Annotated in this window: 19 protein-coding genes; 10 read left to right on the top strand and 9 right to left on the bottom strand. The window is 65.3% G+C overall.

The features are described from left to right. Window positions 1-42 precede the first annotated feature (42 nt). The 5 genes from pssA to L0U83_RS04470 form a co-directional block, all read right to left on the bottom strand. Entirely contained in the window at window positions 43-915 is an 873-nt protein-coding gene (gene pssA, locus L0U83_RS04490; protein WP_233880932.1) for a CDP-diacylglycerol--serine O-phosphatidyltransferase, read from the bottom strand. 12 nt (window positions 916-927) lie between these two features. Continuing rightward, a complete protein-coding gene (locus L0U83_RS04485; RefSeq protein WP_028205688.1) occupies window positions 928-1,581 on the bottom strand; it encodes a phosphatidylserine decarboxylase in 654 nt (217 codons plus the stop codon). Between the two features lie 148 nt (window positions 1,582-1,729). After that, on the bottom strand, window positions 1,730-2,746 hold the full coding sequence (ilvC, locus tag L0U83_RS04480; RefSeq protein WP_028205689.1) for a ketol-acid reductoisomerase: 1,017 nt from the start codon (window positions 2,744-2,746) through the stop codon (window positions 1,730-1,732). Between the two features lie 116 nt (window positions 2,747-2,862). After that, the gene (gene ilvN, locus L0U83_RS04475) at window positions 2,863-3,354 is read right to left on the bottom strand and encodes an acetolactate synthase small subunit (RefSeq protein ID WP_027795483.1); all 492 of its coding nucleotides are present in this window, start codon (window positions 3,352-3,354) and stop codon (window positions 2,863-2,865) included. Window positions 3,355-3,468: 114 nt separating this feature from the next. Beyond that, on the bottom strand, window positions 3,469-5,244 hold the full coding sequence (locus tag L0U83_RS04470) for an acetolactate synthase 3 catalytic subunit (RefSeq protein WP_233883715.1): 1,776 nt from the start codon (window positions 5,242-5,244) through the stop codon (window positions 3,469-3,471). A 398-nt stretch (window positions 5,245-5,642) separates the two neighbouring features. On the opposite strand from L0U83_RS04470, the gene L0U83_RS04465 reads away from it, so the two are divergent. The 10 genes from L0U83_RS04465 to L0U83_RS04420 all read left to right on the top strand — a co-directional run bounded on the left by L0U83_RS04465 (window position 5,643) and on the right by L0U83_RS04420 (window position 13,547). Further along, entirely contained in the window at window positions 5,643-6,206 is a 564-nt protein-coding gene (locus L0U83_RS04465) for an RNA polymerase sigma factor (protein ID WP_233880930.1), read from the top strand. Next, window positions 6,203-6,631, top strand: a complete 429-nt coding sequence (locus tag L0U83_RS04460; RefSeq protein ID WP_233880928.1) for a DUF3619 family protein — start codon at window positions 6,203-6,205, stop codon at window positions 6,629-6,631. Before L0U83_RS04465 ends, L0U83_RS04460 begins: the two co-directional genes overlap by 4 nt. Before the next feature lie 26 nt (window positions 6,632-6,657). Then, window positions 6,658-7,482: a DUF3106 domain-containing protein gene (locus L0U83_RS04455; RefSeq protein WP_233880926.1), complete on the top strand. Its 825-nt coding sequence runs from the start codon at window positions 6,658-6,660 to the stop codon at window positions 7,480-7,482. Between the two features lie 138 nt (window positions 7,483-7,620). Continuing rightward, window positions 7,621-8,169: an RDD family protein gene (locus tag L0U83_RS04450; protein ID WP_233880924.1), complete on the top strand. Its 549-nt coding sequence runs from the start codon at window positions 7,621-7,623 to the stop codon at window positions 8,167-8,169. Between the two features lie 142 nt (window positions 8,170-8,311). Continuing rightward, window positions 8,312-9,271, top strand: coding sequence for a UDP-2,3-diacylglucosamine diphosphatase (locus L0U83_RS04445; protein ID WP_233880922.1), 960 nt, complete (start codon window positions 8,312-8,314; stop codon window positions 9,269-9,271). A gap of 67 nt (window positions 9,272-9,338) precedes the next feature. Next, window positions 9,339-10,370: a glycosyltransferase family 4 protein gene (locus L0U83_RS04440; protein WP_233880920.1), complete on the top strand. Its 1,032-nt coding sequence runs from the start codon at window positions 9,339-9,341 to the stop codon at window positions 10,368-10,370. 314 nt (window positions 10,371-10,684) lie between these two features. Next, window positions 10,685-11,212, top strand: a complete 528-nt coding sequence (locus tag L0U83_RS04435; RefSeq protein ID WP_233883713.1) for a diacylglycerol kinase — start codon at window positions 10,685-10,687, stop codon at window positions 11,210-11,212. 195 nt (window positions 11,213-11,407) lie between these two features. Then, entirely contained in the window at window positions 11,408-12,130 is a 723-nt protein-coding gene (locus L0U83_RS04430) for a TetR/AcrR family transcriptional regulator (protein ID WP_233880918.1), read from the top strand. A 13-nt stretch (window positions 12,131-12,143) separates the two neighbouring features. After that, window positions 12,144-12,728, top strand: coding sequence for an LOG family protein (locus L0U83_RS04425; RefSeq protein WP_233880916.1), 585 nt, complete (start codon window positions 12,144-12,146; stop codon window positions 12,726-12,728). Window positions 12,729-12,800: 72 nt separating this feature from the next. Further along, on the top strand, window positions 12,801-13,547 hold the full coding sequence (locus L0U83_RS04420) for an SDR family oxidoreductase (RefSeq protein WP_233880914.1): 747 nt from the start codon (window positions 12,801-12,803) through the stop codon (window positions 13,545-13,547). A gap of 16 nt (window positions 13,548-13,563) precedes the next feature. Here L0U83_RS04420 and L0U83_RS04415 read toward each other — a convergent pair whose 3' ends face one another. The 4 genes from L0U83_RS04415 to L0U83_RS04400 all read right to left on the bottom strand — a co-directional run bounded on the left by L0U83_RS04415 (window position 13,564) and on the right by L0U83_RS04400 (window position 18,102). After that, window positions 13,564-14,151 carry a DUF924 family protein gene (locus L0U83_RS04415; RefSeq protein WP_233880912.1) on the bottom strand — a complete coding sequence of 196 codons (588 nt, stop codon included), beginning with the start codon at window positions 14,149-14,151 and terminating at the stop codon, window positions 13,564-13,566. After that, window positions 14,151-14,885, bottom strand: coding sequence for an alanyl-tRNA editing protein (locus L0U83_RS04410; RefSeq protein ID WP_233880910.1), 735 nt, complete (start codon window positions 14,883-14,885; stop codon window positions 14,151-14,153). Before L0U83_RS04410 ends, L0U83_RS04415 begins: the two co-directional genes overlap by 1 nt. Before the next feature lie 159 nt (window positions 14,886-15,044). Continuing rightward, complete coding sequence (locus L0U83_RS04405) at window positions 15,045-15,455, bottom strand: group II truncated hemoglobin (RefSeq protein WP_233880908.1); 411 nt, start codon at window positions 15,453-15,455, stop codon at window positions 15,045-15,047. A gap of 97 nt (window positions 15,456-15,552) precedes the next feature. Beyond that, window positions 15,553-18,102, bottom strand: a complete 2,550-nt coding sequence (locus L0U83_RS04400; RefSeq protein ID WP_233883712.1) for an ABC transporter permease — start codon at window positions 18,100-18,102, stop codon at window positions 15,553-15,555. Window positions 18,103-18,140: the final 38 nt, after the last annotated feature.

The following is an 18,140-nucleotide window of genomic DNA, read 5'->3' as shown; positions in this document are numbered from 1 at the left end:
CTCGCGCGCAGCCCTCTTTTCCGATGTTCCCGTACCCGCGCTCTACCGCTCGCGCGGCGAAGAGCGCGCCGGGTTCGAGCGTCCGCGCACGCCCTGGTACGCCCAGAACACATAGCCCGAAAGCCCGTAGAGCACGAAGAGGCCGAACAGCATCAACGGCGGATCGGACGACACCAGCACGAACGCCACCACCACGAGCAGCGTGGCCGCGAACGGCACGCGATGGCGCACATCCAGCGCCTTACCGCTGTAGAACGGCGCGTTGGACACCATCGTCACGCCCGCATAGATCGTCAGCACGAAGGCCACCCACGGCAGCCACGACAGCTTCACGGGCACGCGATTGTCGGTGGCGAGCCAGACGAAGCCGGCGATGAGCGCGGCCGCAGCCGGGCTCGGCAGGCCCTGGAAGAAGCGCTTGTCCACCACGCCGATATTCGTGTTGAAGCGCGCAAGGCGCAGCGCCGCCCCCGAACAGTAGACGAAAGCCGCCAGCCACCCCCAGCGCCCGAGATCCTTGAGCACCCACTCGTACATAACGAGCGCGGGCGCGACGCCGAACGACACCATGTCCGAGAGGCTGTCGAACTGCTCGCCGAACGCGCTTTGCGAGTGCGTCATGCGCGCCACGCGCCCGTCCATGCCGTCGAGCACCATCGCCACGAAAATGGCGATGGCCGCCACCTCGAAGCGCACGTTCATGGCCTGCACGACCGCGAAAAAGCCGCAGAAGAGCGCCGCCGTGGTGAACGCGTTGGGCAGCAGGTAGATGCCGCGCTTCTTCAGGAACTCCTGGCGCGCCGCGCGCCGGTTCGCGGCGACGCCCATGGGCTCCCGCATGGACTTGTTGCGGCGAAACGGCCGCGGCAGCGGCGCGCCTGCCGGGTTACGGGGTCGACGTTTGAATCCGGCCATCGCAGCCCTCCTTTATGCCGATTGGGTCGGCAGTTCGGCGAGGATCGTCGACGAGGCGGACACCTTCTCGCCAATCGACACGCGCGGGCGGCTGCCCACGGGCAGGTAGACATCGACGCGCGAGCCGAAGCGAATGAAGCCATAGCGCTGTCCCCGCGACAGCGGCTCGCCGGCACGCACGTAGCAGAGAATGCGGCGCGCGATCAGGCCCGCGATCTGCACCGAGGTGACGGTCGTGCCGTCTGCCATCGTCAGGACCACGGCATTGCGCTCGTTCTCGGTCGAAGCCTTGTCGATGGCGGCGTTCAGATACGCGCCCGGGAAGTACTCGACCTTGGCGACGGCGCCATCCACGGGCGAACGCTGCGAGTGCACGTTGAAGACGTTCATGAACACGCTGATCTTGAGCGCTTCACGGTTTGCATACGGGTCATGCGCGGTTTCCACGGCGACGATGCGGCCGTCGGCCGGGCAGAGCACGGCGTTGGCCTGGCTCGGGATCGGGCGCGGCGGATCGCGGAAGAACTGAACGACGAAGATCAGGATCAGCCAGAACGGCCATGCGAGTCCGAAGCCTGCGACCGCATGGATCAAGAGCGCCACGACGGCCGCAATGGCGATGAACGGCCAGCCTTCGCGCGCGATGATCGGATGGGGGTAATTCATGGTGGCTTCGCTGTTATTTTAAAAACCGTAGGATAGCAAAAGCCGCCCAGGGTTCATCCCACCTGGGCGGCTTTTTCGGGTCTGACTCAGATCATACTGCTGCGCGACGGCACAAAACCGCACGCGCAATCAGATTCGAACCGTCAGATTAGTTCTTCGACTGGTCGACGAGCTTGTTCGCGGCAATCCACGGCATCATCGCGCGCAGCTTCGCACCGACCACTTCGATCTGGTGCTCGGCGCCCAGACGGCGACGCGATTGCAGCGTCGGCGCGCCGGCCTTGTTTTCCAGGATGAAGCTCTTCGCGTATTCGCCGGTCTGGATGTCCTTCAGGACTTCCTTCATGACCTTCTTCGTCTCGGCCGTGATGACGCGCGGGCCCGTCACGTACTCGCCGTACTCGGCGTTGTTCGAGATCGAGTAGTTCATGTTCGCGATGCCGCCTTCGTAGATCAGGTCGACGATCAGCTTCAGTTCGTGCAGGCACTCGAAGTACGCCATTTCCGGCGCGTAGCCGGCTTCCACCAGCGTTTCGAAGCCAGCCTTGATCAGGTCGACCGTACCGCCGCACAGCACGGCTTGTTCGCCGAACAGGTCGGTTTCGGTTTCTTCGCGGAAGTTCGTTTCGATGATGCCGGCACGGCCGCCGCCGTTCGCTGCTGCGTACGACAGAGCGATGTCACGCGCTGCGCCCGACTTGTCCTGGTGGACAGCGATCAGGTGGGGCACGCCGCCGCCTTGCGAGTAGGTGCCGCGAACCGTGTGGCCCGGCGCCTTCGGGGCGATCATGATGACGTCCAGATCCGCGCGCGGGATCACCTGGCCGTAGTGCACGTTGAAGCCGTGCGCGAACGCGAGCGCTGCGCCGTTCTTGATGTTCGCGTGGACTTCCTTCGCGTAGACATCGGCGATCTGCTCGTCGGGCAGGAGCATCATGACGACGTCGGCGTTCTTCACCGCTTCGGCCACTTCCTTGACCTGCAGGCCGGCGTTCTCAGCCTTGCTCCACGATGCGCCGTTCTTGCGCAGACCGACCGTGACGTTCACGCCGCTGTCCTTCAGGTTCAGCGCGTGTGCGTGGCCTTGCGAGCCGTAACCGATGATCGTAACCTGCTTGCCCTTGATGAGGGAGAGATCGGCGTCCTTGTCGTAGAAAACTTTCATGTTGGTTCCTTGGCGAGAGTCTGGTGAATTTCGGTACTGCTATTAGCTTTTGCTGCACCGGATGCGATTGAAAGCGCATCCGGTCAAGTTCCGGTGCAAGATCGACTGTGGTCGGGTCACACCTTCAGAATGCGCTCTCCGCGCCCAATGCCCGAGCCGCCCGTACGGACGGTTTCGAGAATCGCGGTCGCATCGATCGCTTCGATGAACGCGTCGAGCTTGTCGCTCGCGCCCGTCAGTTCGATCGTGTAGGTCTTTTCGGTGACGTCGATGATACGGCCACGGAAAATATCCGCCATCCGCTTCATCTCCTCACGTTCCTTGCCGACCGCCCTTACCTTGATCAGCATCAGCTCGCGCTCGATGTGGGCGCCCTCGGTAAGGTCGACCACTTTCACCACCTCGATCAGGCGGTTCAGATGCTTCGTGATCTGTTCGATCACGTCGTCCGAGCCAATGGAAACGATGGTCATGCGCGACAGCGAACGGTCTTCGGTCGGCGCCACCGTCAAGGTTTCAATGTTGTAGCCGCGTGCGGAGAAGAGGCCGACCACGCGCGAGAGCGCGCCCGGCTCGTTTTCCAGCAGAACGGAAATGATGTGTCTCATGATGTGATCCGCGATTTATCCAGGTGAGCGTGATGCCGCCCTTCCCCGCGAACTCGCGCGTCCGTTGTGTGGACGCGCGCCGCGCAAGGTTGGAACGGCGCCGTTCAAGTACCGTTACAGGTCTTCCGAGCCGAGCAGCATCTCGGTGATGCCCTTGCCGGCCTGTACCATCGGCCAGACATTTTCGGAAGGGTCGGTCTGGAAATCGAGGAACACCGTGCGGTCCTTCAAACGCAGCGCTTCCTTAAGCGCCGGCTCGACGTCCGCGGTCTTTTCGATACGCATGCCAACGTGGCCGTACGCTTCGGCGAGCTTCACGAAGTCAGGCAGCGCATCCATGTACGAATGCGAATAGCGCTTGCTGTATTCGATCTGCTGCCACTGGCGGACCATGCCGAGGTAGCGGTTGTTCAGCGAAATGATCTTCACGGGCGTGTCGTACTGCTTGCAGGTCGACAGCTCCTGAATGCACATCTGGATCGAGCCTTCGCCCGTGATGCACAGCACGTCGTCGTCCGGGTGCGCCATCTTCACGCCCATCGCCGCCGGCAGGCCGAAGCCCATCGTGCCGAGGCCGCCCGAGTTGATCCAGCGGCGCGGCTGGTTGAAGCGATAGAACTGCGCGGCCCACATCTGGTGCTGGCCCACGTCCGAGCACACGAACGCGTTGCCGCCCGTGAGCTCCCAAGCCTTTTCCACCACGTACTGCGGCTTGATGATCTCGCTCGAACGGTCGAACTTCAGGCAGTTCTTCTCGCGCCAGCCTTCAATGTCCTTCCACCAGTCGGCGAGCGCGGCCGTATCCGGGCCGTGTTCGGCGTGCTGAAGCTGCTCGATGAGTTCCTTGAGCACTTCCTTGACGTCGCCGACGATGGGGATATCGACCTTCACGCGCTTCGAGATCGACGACGGGTCGATGTCGATGTGAATGATCTTGCGCGGACGCGAAGCGAAGTGCGCCGGGTCGCCAATCACACGGTCGTCGAAGCGCGCGCCGATCGCGATCAGCACGTCGCAGTGCTGCATCGCCATGTTGGCTTCGTAGGTGCCGTGCATGCCGAGCATGCCGAGGAACTTGCGGTCGCTCGCGCGGTAGCCGCCCAGACCCATCAGCGTGTTCGTGACCGGGTAGCCGAGCAGATCGGCGAACTGGTTCAGTTCGCGCGACGCATCCGCGAGGATGATGCCGCCGCCGGTGTAGATGTACGGGCGCTTGGCCGAGAGGAGCAGCGAAACCGCCTTGCGGATCTGCCCCGAGTGACCCTTGGTGACCGGGTTGTACGAGCGCAGCGCGACGTTTTTCACCGGTTCATACGCGCACGGCATCTTCGACACGTCCTTAGGAATGTCGATCAGCACAGGGCCGGGACGGCCAGTGCGCGCAATGTAAAAAGCTTTCTTGACGGTAGCGGCGAGGTCTCGCACGTCCTTCACGAGGAAGTTGTGCTTCACGCAGGGACGCGTGATGCCGACCGTGTCGCACTCCTGGAAGGCGTCTTGACCAATCGCGGCGGTAGGCACCTGGCCGCTGATGATCACCATCGGGATCGAGTCCATATAGGCCGTCGCGATGCCGGTCACCGCATTGGTGACGCCAGGTCCCGAGGTCACGAGACACACGCCGACGTTGCCGGTCGAACGCGCATAGGCGTCGGCCGCGTGCACGGCTGCCTGTTCGTGGCGCACGAGAACGTGCTGGATTTTGTCCTGCTTGTACAGCTCGTCGTAAATGTAGAGCACCGAGCCGCCGGGATAGCCCCAGATGAATTCGACCTGCTCGTCGGCGAGCGCCTTCATCAGCACGGTTCCGCCGATGGAAGTAGCAGCTTGAGGGTCAGATTCTTGCGAGGGGGGGACCGACGTGGAGAATTCCGCGCTGGGCATATTCATCATTGACCTTTCGAATTTTCGGCAAAAAATTGATCGGGTGCTCTCTGCCGGGCTTGTGGCTCGGGTTCAAGCGGCGCGTCCAGTTGACAGATGAGCTTCTTGGGCCACATCCGAATTGAGACAAGTCACTTATGTTGCGAACCGTCGAAGATAGCGGCTCGATGCCTTTCGGTCAAGCAATTATTGAGAAAGCGGGCACGGACGTTGCGGCAGCGCGCACGCCTCGCGGCGCCGGCCAGGGGCCGACTGGGAAGCCACGCAGGCATGCGCATCCATGATGCGAAACATTCTCACGGCCTTCCCGCTACCCTGCCGACGCGAAAATTTGCTAGGATCCGCGAGTTTTACGACATTTTTCGAACGATTACGCGTACGCTGGCGGCGGCGCCCTGCAACGGATGGCATCAGACAAGGAACTCGCCGACTTTCTGGCGGGCGTCGAAAGACGCGCGTTCAAGCAGACGGTCTACGCCGTAAGGGACGACGACGCCTCGCTCGACATCGTGCAGGACGCGATGATCAAGCTCGCGGAAAAATACGGAGACCGCCCGGCCGCAGAACTCCCCCTGCTCTTTCAGCGTATTTTGCAAAATACGATGCACGACTATTTTCGTCGGCAGAAAGTACGCAATACGTGGGTGAGCCTGTTTTCGTCGCTCGGCAACGCCGACGACGAGGAGTTCGATATTCTCGAGACCTTCGAGGCCGAGCAGGGCACGGCCGGAGCCGAGAGCAGCGAGCAGCAGATCGAGCGCGCGCAGGTGCTCCAGATGATCGACGACGAGATCCAGAAATTACCGGCACGTCAACGGGAGGCGTTTCTGATGCGTTACTGGGAGGATATGGATGTCGCCGAGACTGCCGCCGCAATGGGCTGCTCCGAAGGCAGCGTGAAAACGCACTGCTCGCGGGCCACCCACACGCTGGCTCAAGCGCTCAAGGCCAAAGGAATTACGCTATGAGCTCCGCCCTCGAAAATAAAGAACTAGAGTTCGTGCGGGAGATGCGTCGTGCGCTCGACGAGAGCGCCGCCAACCTGCCCGCTGGTACTACCGCCCGGCTTGCCGCCGCACGCAAGACCGCACTCGCCCGAAAAAAGGCAGAGGTCGTGCTCGTGCGCGCACCGGCGCTCGCCGCGGCCGGCGTTGGCAGCCTGTCAGGCGCGCCTGCGCACCTGCCCGCACGGCGCCGTTCGGCATTCGCGCGCTTCGCGCTCGCCTGGCCGCTCGCGGCGCTCGTGGCGGGCCTCTTTGCCATCGCGTACTTCGAAGATCAGCAACGCACCGCTGAACTCGCCGATATCGACGCGGCCATGCTGAGCGACGATTTGCCGCTCACGGCCTACCTCGATCACGGGTTCAACGCGTATCTGACGCGCGCGCACTAAGGAAATCTGAGCAGGAGACTGACGGGGTGAGTTACAAGCGCGGCCTGGCCGTTGTCATTGGATCTGTGGTCGCGGCAATCGTGTCGTATGTGGCGACTTACCCGCGCTTTCACCCTGAGCCGACTGGCGAAATCACCGCTGGCGCGGCCACGCAGGCGAAAGCGCCCTCGGCCGACAATTCGATCACGACCGCGTTCGCGCCGTTGCCCGGTCAGTCCGACCCGCTCGCATGGGTGCATCTCAGTGAAGCGCAGCACGTCGCGCTCGCGCCATTCGCCGTTGAATGGGACCGTTTCAGCGACGAGCGAAAACGCAAATGGCTGAAGATCGCCGCACGTTACCCGAAGATGTCACCCGAAGCACAGAAACGCCTGCATGAACGCATGGCGGAATGGGTCGGCATGACGCCTGAGCAGCGGCGCGTCGCGCGCGAAAACTACCAGGTTTCCAAGGAATTGCCGGCGCAGGCGCGCCAGCGCGCCTGGAAGGCCTACCAGCAGCTCCCCGAAGAGCAGAAAGAACGCCTGGCCGCGAGCGAGCACAAGCGCCGTCCCACCGTCGTGAGCGCCCCACCCAGCGGCAACAAGAGCGAGATTCGCGATATCCAGCGCCTCGTCAACGAACGCGATCGCCGCGGCTTGCCGCATGCGCCCGCGGGCGTCACCGGGGCATCTGGCGCGGCTGGTGCCAGCAGCACGGGCTCGGGTCTCGCGCCCGTAGTGCCTGGCGCGCCAAGCGAGCCGGCCGCTTCGTCGTTTGCGTCGGGCATTCCCGCTGCCGGCAGCTTCGTGCCGGCCACGCCGATTCCCGTCTCGCCCGCCGAAGCGCCCGCAGCGTTCAAGGGCTCCTGAAGCTTTCACCGGCGCGCGCTAACCTCGCGCAGCCCTTCCGTGCGCACCCTCGTTAACCCCGCAGCAGCGCCGCAGCCATTTCGTCGCGCGCGTTTTCGAGGTTATGCTTGGGCGTCCCGTCCCCGAACCGACGCCATTGTGTCCGAAAGCGCCCAAGCCGCCGTCCTGCCGTCCGCCGTCACCTCCCCGGTTGAACCTGCTCCCGTTTCGATTCGCCGCCGCCTCGCCGCGTTCGTCTACGAGAGCGTGCTGCTTTTCGGCGTCGTCTTCGCCGCCGGACTCGCGTTCAGCCTCGTCATGCAGCAGCGCAATGGTTACACGCATCACAACGCGATGGCGGGCTGGATCATCTTCGTCGCCGGCGCGTACTTCGTCGGCTTCTGGCACAAAGGCGGCCAGACGCTGCCGATGAAGACCTGGCGCCTGCGCGTGGTCGGCGCCAACGGCAAGCCACCCACGCTCGCCCGAGCGACGTTGCGCTATCTCGCAGCGTGGCTGTGGATCTTGCCGCCGCTCGTGCTGCACCCGCTGCTCAGTCTTTCGATTCCGCACACACTCGCGCTCGAAGCCATCTGGTTCGTGATCTGGGCCGCAAGCGCCCGCTTCTCCCACGACAGGCAGTTCCTTCACGACCGCATGGCGGGCACGCGCATTGTCGCAATCGCGCGACAGGGCGCGACGGCGTAGCAGGCGCACGACGTCCCCTGGCGCACCGGAAAAGCGTCTGTACGGCACACCTGGGACTGCGTAACGAGACCTTCTCGTGACTGTCATGTTGCCGTCACGGCGGCATGGCGCAATGCGCGTATTACAACCTGCCGCGCGCGCCATGGCCCAAAAGACGTCAGCGACCACCCTGTTCCGGCAGACCACCGGACGAGGCACCGACTCCGCCACGTTCCACCCGTCCCCCGGCGGCGCCACCTTTCCCGCCCCGCCCCTGCCACCCTCGTCGATCGACGACGCCCCCGACTCCGGCTCCCACGAAGACGATCACCCCGACCCCACCCGCTACCGCACGATCTGGCTCTCCGATATCCATCTCGGCACGGGCGGCTGCCAGGCCTCGTATCTGCTCGATTTTCTGCGCCACAACGAGTCGGAGTATCTGTACCTCGTGGGCGACATCATCGACGGATGGCAGCTGAAGAAGGGCTGGTACTGGCCACAAGCACACAACGACGTCGTGCAAAAAGTGCTGCGCAAGGCGCGCAAGGGCACACAGGTCATCTACATTCCGGGCAACCACGACGAGAGCGCGCGCCAGTTCTGCAATCTCGCGTTCGGGGACATCCACGTGCGCGAGGAAGCCTTTCACACGACGCTCACCGGCAAACGCCTGTGGGTCGTGCACGGCGATCTCTTCGACGGTGTGATCCAGCACGCCAAATGGCTCGCCTATCTCGGCGACTCGGCCTATACGCTGATCCTCTTGCTCAACCGCTGGTTCAACCGCGTGCGCGCGAAGCTCGGCTTCCAGTACTGGTCGCTCTCGCAGTACCTCAAGCATCAGGTGAAGAACGCGGTGAACTTCATCTCCTCGTTCGAGCGCGTGATGACCGACGAAGCGCGCCGCCGCGGCTGCGACGGCGTGGTCTGCGGCCACATCCACAAGGCCGAGATCCGCGACATCGACGGCATTCTGTACTGCAACGACGGCGACTGGGTGGAGAGCCTTTCCGCGCTCGTCGAGACGTTCGAGGGCGAGCTGCGCATCGTCTACTGGACCGTGATGCGCGCGCCGCAAGCGCAGGCCTCGACGCGCAAGGCGCGCGTGAGTGCCGTTTGAGAAACGACAACCGCTACGCAACTGCAGCCATAACCGCACTACGGAACAACGAGAGGGCCGACGACCAATGAAAGTAATGATCGTGACCGATGCATGGGAGCCGCAGGTGAACGGCGTGGTTCGAACGCTGAAGAACACGACGCGCGAACTCATCGCGCTCGGGCATCAGGTCGAGCTGCTCACCCCGCTGGAGTTCCGCACGATACCGTGCCCCACGTACCCGGAAATCAAGCTCTCGCTGTTTCCGAAGCGGCAGCTGCAGGATCGCATCCGCGCGTTCGGGCCCGATGCCATCCACATCGCGACCGAAGGTCCGCTCGGACTCGCCGCGCGCCGCTACGCGATCGACCACGACCTGCCGTTCACGACCGCTTATCACACGCGCTTTCCCGAGTACGTGCAGGCGCGCTTCGGCGTTCCGCTCTCCGTGACGTACCGTTTCCTGCGCTGGTTCCACAAGCCTTCGCTCGCGGTGATGGCGCCCACCCCCGTCGTGAAGACCGACCTCGAAAAGTTTGGCTTCACGAACGTCGTGCTGTGGACGCGCGGCGTGGACCTCGACATCTTCCGGCCAATGGAGTCGAAGGTGCTCAACACGGCGCGCCCCATCTTCCTCTATGTGGGCCGAGTGGCCGTGGAGAAGAACGTCGAAGCGTTTCTCAAGCTCGATCTGCCCGGCTCGAAGTGGGTATGCGGCGAAGGCCCGGCGCTCGCCGAGCTGAAGTCGCGCTATCCCCAGGCGAATTACCTGGGTGTCCTGAGCCAGCCTGAACTCGCGAAGGTCTACGCCGCCGCCGACGTATTCGTGTTCCCGAGCCGCACCGACACCTTCGGTCTCGTGCTGCTCGAAGCGCTCGCATGTGGCACGCCGGTTGCCGCCTACCCGGTGACAGGCCCGATCGACGTGCTGGGTACGGGCGGCGCAGGCTCGATGAACGAAGACCTGCGTGAAGCGTGCCTCGAAGCGTTGAAGATCGACCGCACCGAGGCGCGCGCCTGGGCCGAGCGATTCTCGTGGCGTGCGGCCTCCGAACAATTCGCGGCGCATCTGAAGCCGCGCTCGCGCGCGACGATGGAGCCTTCCAGCGCCGCTGCCTGAGCACGAGGCCGGCCATGGTCCGCGCAACGACAGCCAGCAAGCGCGCCGGGGATACGGACGGCCCCGGCGCAACCGCCTCCCACGCGTGCGATACTGGGGTAATACCTGGCACCACCATGACGCTACGTCCTCCGTCACCGCCGCATGGCGCCCATGGCGCACGCAGTCCCAATCCGCAAGCGCGTCAGAGTGCCGGCGGCTCGCCGCGTGCCGCGCGCGCCGCCGAAGCGCTCGATCCGCGCGCGCCAGCATCTAGCGCTGCAGCACCTGGCGTCGCGCCGCAAGCCGCATCGGCGAACGAGAACGCCAAGCCCATCGCGCCCGCTGCATCGCCCGCTGTACCTCCCTTCGCACCGCTCGCTGCCCCACCGGAGCCGCCCGAGCCGCCGCACCTGCACGAACCGCTCGGGCCGGACGATCCGCTCGCCCCGCTGCCCTTCAACCCGTACAAGGGCAACCGCGGCATCACGCGCGCATGGAAGGCGCTCAAGTACTCGATCAAGGGATTTCGCGCCGCCATCCGCGAGGAAAGCGCGTTTCGCCAGGAGCTCACGCTCGCGGCGATCCTCGTGCCCATCGGCGTTTTCATTCCGGTCGAGCCGGTCGAGCGTGTGCTGCTGCTCGGCTCGGTGATCCTGGTACTGATCGTCGAGCTGCTCAATTCGAGCATCGAGAACGCGGTGGACCGCATCGGCCTCGAGCGCAACGAGCTTTCGGGCCGCGCCAAGGACCTCGGCAGCGCGGCCGTCACGCTCGCCTTGCTGCTCTGCGTGATGACCTGGGGGCTGATTCTCGTACCCCGTTTCGGGCCGCTGCTGCTGCACGGAATCGGCGTACTCTAGGGCCCCAACACCCACGAATAGCTGCGGCCTCGCCTCTGCCCCACGCTCGTGACAGGCGCAAGCTGTCGGTGCGCGCGGGCCATCGGTTTATAATCGAACGACAGTCTTATAACGACCAACCGCGTCCGGGCCGCGCGCACCGCCACATACAAGCGGGCGCCTGGGCCCGGCACAGCATTTTCAAGGCCGGACGACATGGATGCGAAACCTCCCCGCCGTACACGTGAACGGATTCTCGAGCTGTCGTTGAAACTGTTCAATGAGATCGGCGAGCCGAACGTCACCACGACGACCATCGCCGAGGAAATGGAGATCAGTCCAGGGAACCTGTACTACCACTTCCGCAACAAAGACGACATCATCAACAGCATCTTCAGCCAGTTCGAGCAGGAGATCGAAAAGCGTCTGCGCTTTCCCGAAGACCATCGCGCCACCATCGACGAAATGTGGGCGTACTTGCAGTACATGGTGGACTTCACGTGGCGCTACCGCTTTCTCTATCGCGACCTGAACGACTTGCTCGCGCGCAACCGCACGCTGGAGATGCATTTCAAGCAGATCATCAGCCACAAGGTGCACTTCGCGAAGCAGTTCTGCGAGCAGCTCATGGAAGACGGCGACATGGTCGCCACGCCCGCCGAGATCGACGTGATCTCGACCAACATCGGCGTGATCGCCACCTACTGGCTCTCGTACCAGTTCGTGATGAACCCGCGCAAGTACAACGACCAGGAAGCGATTCGCGACGAGTTGCACCAGGTGAGCGTGCAGATCGTCTCGCTGATGGCGCCGTATCTGCGCGGCCGCGCGCGCGAGCTGTTCGACGATCTCGTCTCGGGCAAGCTCGCCAAGCGCGAGTTCTACGATTACCTGCCGCCGCGCGACGGCGCGGGCGCCGCCAAGGACAACCGCGAATAAAGGCCAAAGCCGAATGAAAGCAGTCTGCGTGTATTGCGGCTCCTCGCCTGGAGCCAATCCGATTTACACCGAGGCCGCACAGGCCTTTGGCCGCGCGCTCGTCGCCGCGAACCTCGCGCTCGTCTATGGCGGCGGCAAGGTCGGCCTGATGGGCGTGATCGCCGACACCGTGATGGCGGGCGGCGGCCGCGCGATCGGCGTGATTCCTGAATTGCTGGTGGACAAGGAAGTGGGCCATGTGGGCCTCACCGAACTGCACGTCGTGCCCGACATGCATCACCGCAAGAAGATGATGGCCGACCTCTCCGACGCTTTCGTCGCGATGCCGGGCGGCGCGGGCACGCTCGAAGAGCTATTCGAGGTCTACACGTGGGCGCAGCTCGGCTATCACCGCAAGCCGGTGGGCGTGCTGAACATCAGCGGCTTTTACGATCCGCTGATGTCGTTGCTCGACCACACGGTGCGCGAAGGCTTCATGCGCCAGACCTACCGCGACATGCTGCAAACCGACAGCGATCCGGCGGCGCTGATCGCGAAGCTAAAGCACTATCACGCGCCCACGAAGGACAAGTGGGCGGATTTGCGCGAGAGCGTTTGATCTAGCCGCATTGCGCCGTGCCCTCGACAAACCGCAGTCACCACGCGCAGTTACCACCATGAGTACATCGCGATGAGCAAGGTTGTCCTGATCACCGGCGCGAGCCGCGGCATAGGCCGCGCGACGGCGCGTCTGCTTGGCGCGCACGGCTGGACCGTGGGCGTCAACTATCTGCACAACGAACCGGCTGCCGACGAGACCGCCGCCGAGGTGGGCCGCGCCGGCGGCCACGCGCGCGTGCTGCGCGGCGACGTGGCGAGCGAGGCGGACGTCGTCGCCATGTTCGACGCGCTCGAAGCGGCCTATGGCCGTATCGATGCGCTCGTGAACAACGCGGGCATCGTGGCGCCCGGCAGCCAGGTTGCCGACATGAGCGCCGAGCGTCTGAAGCGCATGTTCGACGTGAACGTGTACGGTGCGTTTCTGTGCGCACGCGAAGCGGCTCGGCGCATGTCGAAGGATCGCGGCGGCGACGGCGGCGCGATCGTCAACGTCTCTTCTGCGGCCACCCGGCTCGGCTCGCCCAACGAATATGTCGACTATGCAGCGTCGAAGGGCGCGGTCGACACGATGACGATCGGACTTGCCAAGGAACTCGGCCCGCAGGGTGTGCGCGTGAATGCAGTGCGCCCGGGCCTCATCGACACCGAGATCCACGCGAGCGGCGGGCGCCCGGATCGCGCGGCCGTGCTTGGCGCGCAAACGCCGCTCGGCCGGCCCGGCAGCGCCGACGAAGTCGCGCAAACGATCGTGTGGTTGCTCAGCGACGCCGCCTCGTATGTCACAGGCGCCCTGCTCGACGTCAGCGGCGGTCGCTGAAGCGCGCTAGCCTTGGCTAGAACGACGAGCCGCGCTCGCGCAGAAACGCGGTTTCTTCGTCGGTAGAAACGCGGCCCAGTTGCGCATTGCGATGCGGAAAGCGCCCAAAGCGCTCGATGATCTGCGCGTGGCGCACTGCGTAGTCGTAGTAGCCCTTGCCTTCAGGATCTTTCGCCAGCTCGCCGAAAAGTCGCAGCGATTCGCGCTGCGCTTCGGCATTTTCGGCATGCTCGAACGGCAGATAGGCGAATGAGCGATGCTGCAACGTGGGCAGGCGCAGATCCGCGCCGCTCGCCACCATCTCACGCGCGACGCCGAGCGCCTTGTCGTCCGCGGAGAACGCGTGCGGCGTGCCGCGATGACAGTTGCGCGAGAACTGGTCGAGCAGGATCACAAGTGCGAGCGCACCTTCGGGCGTCTCGCACCATGCGTCGAGCTCTCCCGCGCAGGCAGCGTCGAGCAGCGCGCCGAAGCGCTCGCGCAGCGTTGCGTCGAACGCTGCGCTCTTGCGGAACCACATCTTGCGCTCGCGACCAAACGCCTCCGAACCCGGTGCGCCGAACCAGAAGTCGAGCACCTCGCGCGCACGTGGGTCGAGATCCATTACGCTAGTTCCAGCACGAGACGCCGCGTGCGCGCGCTCTTCTTCTCGAGCTTCGCCACGCGCAGCGCGCCGATCTCCTGCGTGTTACGCACGTGGGTGCCGCCGCAAGGCTGCAAATCAATGCCCTCGATGCGCAAGAGCCGCACACGGCCAAGGCCCATCGGCGGCTTCACGCTCATCGTGCGCACGAGTTCGGGGCGTTGCGCCATCTCTTCGTCGGTGATCCATTCGGTCGCCACCGCGTGCGCGCCCGAAACGAGTTCGGCGAGCCGCGCCTCCACCGTGTCGCGCTCGATCGGTTCGACCGTTGCGAAATCGAGGCGCGCATAGTCGGTCGTGATGCTGCAGCCGTCCACGGGGTACGGCAGCACCGCGCACATCAGATGGCTCGCCGTATGCAGACGCATGTGCCGGTGGCGGCGCGCCCAGTCGATCTCGGCGCGCACGCGCTCGCCAGCGGCCAGTCGCGCGAGCAGCGCTTCCTGGCCGGGCGCGGGCACGTGCAGCGCGTCGTCGGGCGTCGCGCCTTCGAACTTCGCCTTGCGTGTGTCGGCAATCTCGATGCGCGTGCCGTCGGCGAGCACCAGCGCGCCAGCGTCGCCAGCCTGGCCGCCGCCGAGCGGATAGAACACGGTCTGGTCGAGCCGCACGCCGTCCTCGCCAACGGCAAGCACGGTCGCTTCGCACTGCGTGAGATAGGCGTCTTCGCGAAAGAGCGCGCGGGTGGTCGTCATCGTGGGTGTCTCCTTGTTTTGCTTACGGCTGGCCGCGCGCAGGCGTTCACCAGCCAAAAGCGCATTATCGCCGTGTCGTGCAACACCCCGCTGGACGGCCGCGATGCGCGAGCGCCTGACTGTACCGGCCCACGGACCTGCACAATCGGGCGCCGCGAATCAACCCGGGTGATTGCGCATCCAGTCCGCGGTGTCGAAGAACGAGTGCAGCAGGCGCTCGCGCAGCGGCTCCTCGAGACCGACGTCTTCCATCGCCCACGCCATGCAGCGCAGCCACTGGTCGCGCTCGGACGAGGCGATCGCGAACGGCAAATGGCGAGCGCGCAAGCGCGGATGACCGAAGCGCTCGATGTAGTGGTCCGGGCCGCCAAGCCAGCCGCAGAGGAACCAGAACAGCTTGTCGCGCGAACCGTCGAGCGTTTGCGGATGCATCGCGCGAATGCCCGCAAAGTCGGCCTCGAGGTCCATCAGGTCATAGAAACGGTCGACGAGCTCGCGCACGCGCGCCTCGCCGCCGACGAGTTCGAAGGCCGTGGGTTTCTGCGGCGCTTCGTCGGCTGGATCGGTCATACGGTTGAATCAGGACAAAAAGAGGGACGGCAGCGCACTGCCGCAAACCGATTATTCTCGCATAGCGGCGCGCGACGGCGGGTTGTCGCCCCGCGCCTCACGCGTCGCGCAACGACTGCAGCGCCGGCCGCGCGAGCACGTGCCGCAAGCTGATCCAGCCGCCCACGCCCGCGCACAGCACTCCTGCGGCGATGCCAGCCGGCAGCAGCCAGGGATCGAACGGGAGATAGAACAGAAACACATGCGTGGCGAGCACCGAGCCGACCGCCTGCGCGCCGATCGCAGCCAGGAGCCCCGCGAGCGCACCCACGGAGACGAATTCGGCCACCTGCACCGCGCGCACCTGCTGGTGCGATGCCCCAAGCGCCCGCAGCAGCGCCGACTCGCGCATGCGCTCGTCGCGTGTGCCCGCGAGCGCCGCGTAGAGCACCAGCACGCCGGCGGCGAGTGTAAAGAGAAAAAGGAACTGCACCGCGCCGATCACCTGCTCCAGCACGCGCTCGATCTGCGCGAGAATCGGCGCGATGTCGATCGCGGTGACGTTGGGATAGCGGGCCACGAGACCGTCCACGACCTCGCGCTGCCCGGGCGGCAGGTGAAAGCTCGTGATGTAGGTCGCCGGAAAATCGCGCAGCAGCCCGGGTGGCATCAGCACGAAGAAGTTGACCTTGAACGAGCCCCAGTCGAGCTTGCGCACGCTCGTCACGGGCGCCGTGACTTCGAGGCCGGTCACGTCGAACTTGAGCACGTCGCCGGGCTTCACGTTGATGAGCTTTGCCAAGCCCTGCTCGATCGAGAGTTGCGGCGTGCTCGAATCGCCATACCAGGTGCCCGCCTCGATGCGGTTGTCGTCGGGCAGCTTCGTCGTGTACGAGAGATTGAACTCGCGATCCACGAGGCGGCGCGCGTCCTCGCTCTTGTACGAGTCGGGATTCACGGGCTTGCCGTTGATCGAGATGAGGCGCCCGCGCACCATCGGCTGGAGATCGCTATCTGCAGCACCGGCAATGCCATGCGTGCGCAGCCAGGCCGCCACGGCGTCGCGCTGGTCGGGCTGGATATCGATGAGGAACTCGTTGGGGGCGTCCGGCGGCGTGGACTTGCGCCAGCCCTCGACGAGGTCGTTGCGCGTCATCGCGATCAGCAACAGGCACATGAGGCCGATGGCGAGCGCCGTGATCTGCAGCGCGCTTGCGCCCGGCCGACGCTCGAGCGACGCCAGCGCATAGCGCCAGCCCACGCTCGCGCGAGCCTGACCGGACAGGCGTGCGCTGCGCGCCACGCGCGCCGCACACCAGAGCGCCGCGCGCGCCACGCAGGCAAACACGAGCAGCCCGATCGCGAAACCGCCAGCGACGATGCCGCCCAGTTTCAACTCACCCGCCGCGATCACGAGCAGCCCAGCAAAGAGTGCAATGCCGACGCCATAAGCCGCCCACGCGGCACGCCCTTCATCGCCCCACTCGCGGCGCAGCACGCGCACCGGCGGCACGCGCGTGAGCGGCAAGAGCGGCGGCAGCGCGAAGCCCAGCAGCAACACGAGGCCAGCGGCGATGCCTTCGAGCACGGGCAGCGGTCCGGGCTGCGGCAGCACGACGTCGATGAGATTGCCGAGCCACGCCAGCAGCGCGAGATGGCCCGCGTAGCCCAGCGCGACGCCAACCGCACCGCCCGCGAGTCCGAGCCCCGCGAACTCCAGCACGAAGAGCGTGCGCAGCGTGCGTTGACTTGCGCCGAGACAGCGCATCGCGGCGCACGCATCGAGATGGCGGCGCGTGTAGCGATGCGCGGCCATCGCGATCGCCACTGCGGCGAGCAGCGCCGTGAGCAGCGAAACGAGCGTGAGGAAGTGGCGCGCGCGATCGAGCGTCTGGCGCACCTGCGGTTGGCCGTCCTGGAGCGATTCGAGCGCGACGCCGCGCATCTTTCCGCCATCCACGCGCGCGCGCGACCAGGACGCGAACTGCGCGACGGCCGGATCGGCGCCCGCCACGAGCAGGCGGTAGGTCACGCGGCTGCCATAGCCGAGCAGACCGGTCGACGCGACTTCGTCCGTGCGGATCATGAGGCGCGGCGAGAAGTTCACAAACGAAAAACCACGATCGAGTTCTTTCGTGATGAGCGCATTCACGGTAAACGTGCGCGTGCCAACCTTCACCGTGTCGCCAACATGCAGCTTGAGCGCGTCGAGCAGTTCGTCGTCCACCCAGACGGTGCCGGGCGGCGGAATGCCCTGCGCCGCATGATCGGGCGCACCCGGCGCCGCGGCGATGCGCAGCGCGCCGCGCAGAGGATAGCCCGCCGAGACGGCCTTGACCGCGGCAAGGCGCGTGGCCGTTGCGCCCGGGGCGGCGGAAGCGCCCGCCGTTGCCGCAGCGGGGGGCGCACCCGCACTCACCATGCTCGGAAAGATCGCGGTGGTCGCCGTGCGCAGCGAGAGCGATTGCGCCTCGCGCGCAAACATGGGATCGACGGGGTGATCGGCGCGCACGATGAAATCGGCGGCGATCATGCGCCGGGCATCGCGTTCGAGACCGCGCTGCAGGCGGTCGGCGAGAAAGCCCACGCTTGCGAGCGCCGCCACGGCGAGCACGAGCGCGAGCAGCAGCATGGTGAGTTCGCCCGCACGCCAGTCGCGCGCCGTCATACGCGCGGCAAGATGGACGAGATCGGACCAGCTTGGGG

This window comes from Paraburkholderia flagellata, assembly GCF_021390645.1.
GTDB lineage: Bacteria > Pseudomonadota > Gammaproteobacteria > Burkholderiales > Burkholderiaceae > Paraburkholderia > Paraburkholderia flagellata.
The sequence above is the reverse complement of the archived record's forward strand: the minus strand, read 5'-3'. Positions and strand labels throughout refer to the sequence as shown.

Bases quoted from the DNA above. Each gene is read 5' to 3' on its own strand.
- pssA (WP_233880932.1), bottom strand. From the start codon at position 915: ATGGCCGGATTCAAACGTCGACCCCGTAACCCGGCAGGCGCGCCGCTG.
- L0U83_RS04485 (WP_028205688.1), bottom strand. From the start codon at position 1,581: ATGAATTACCCCCATCCGATCATCGCGCGCGAAGGCTGGCCGTTCATC.
- ilvC (WP_028205689.1), bottom strand. From the start codon at position 2,746: ATGAAAGTTTTCTACGACAAGGACGCCGATCTCTCCCTCATCAAGGGC.
- ilvN (WP_027795483.1), bottom strand. From the start codon at position 3,354: ATGAGACACATCATTTCCGTTCTGCTGGAAAACGAGCCGGGCGCGCTC.
- L0U83_RS04470 (WP_233883715.1), bottom strand. From the start codon at position 5,244: ATGAATATGCCCAGCGCGGAATTCTCCACGTCGGTCCCCCCCTCGCAA.
- L0U83_RS04465 (WP_233880930.1), top strand. From the start codon at position 5,643: ATGGCATCAGACAAGGAACTCGCCGACTTTCTGGCGGGCGTCGAAAGA.
- L0U83_RS04460 (WP_233880928.1), top strand. From the start codon at position 6,203: ATGAGCTCCGCCCTCGAAAATAAAGAACTAGAGTTCGTGCGGGAGATG.
- L0U83_RS04445 (WP_233880922.1), top strand. From the start codon at position 8,312: ATGGCCCAAAAGACGTCAGCGACCACCCTGTTCCGGCAGACCACCGGA.
- L0U83_RS04440 (WP_233880920.1), top strand. From the start codon at position 9,339: ATGAAAGTAATGATCGTGACCGATGCATGGGAGCCGCAGGTGAACGGC.
- L0U83_RS04430 (WP_233880918.1), top strand. From the start codon at position 11,408: ATGGATGCGAAACCTCCCCGCCGTACACGTGAACGGATTCTCGAGCTG.
- L0U83_RS04425 (WP_233880916.1), top strand. From the start codon at position 12,144: ATGAAAGCAGTCTGCGTGTATTGCGGCTCCTCGCCTGGAGCCAATCCG.
- L0U83_RS04420 (WP_233880914.1), top strand. From the start codon at position 12,801: ATGAGCAAGGTTGTCCTGATCACCGGCGCGAGCCGCGGCATAGGCCGC.
- L0U83_RS04415 (WP_233880912.1), bottom strand. From the start codon at position 14,151: ATGGATCTCGACCCACGTGCGCGCGAGGTGCTCGACTTCTGGTTCGGC.
- L0U83_RS04410 (WP_233880910.1), bottom strand. From the start codon at position 14,885: ATGACGACCACCCGCGCGCTCTTTCGCGAAGACGCCTATCTCACGCAG.
- L0U83_RS04405 (WP_233880908.1), bottom strand. From the start codon at position 15,455: ATGACCGATCCAGCCGACGAAGCGCCGCAGAAACCCACGGCCTTCGAA.
- L0U83_RS04400 (WP_233883712.1), bottom strand. From the start codon at position 18,102: ATGACGGCGCGCGACTGGCGTGCGGGCGAACTCACCATGCTGCTGCTC.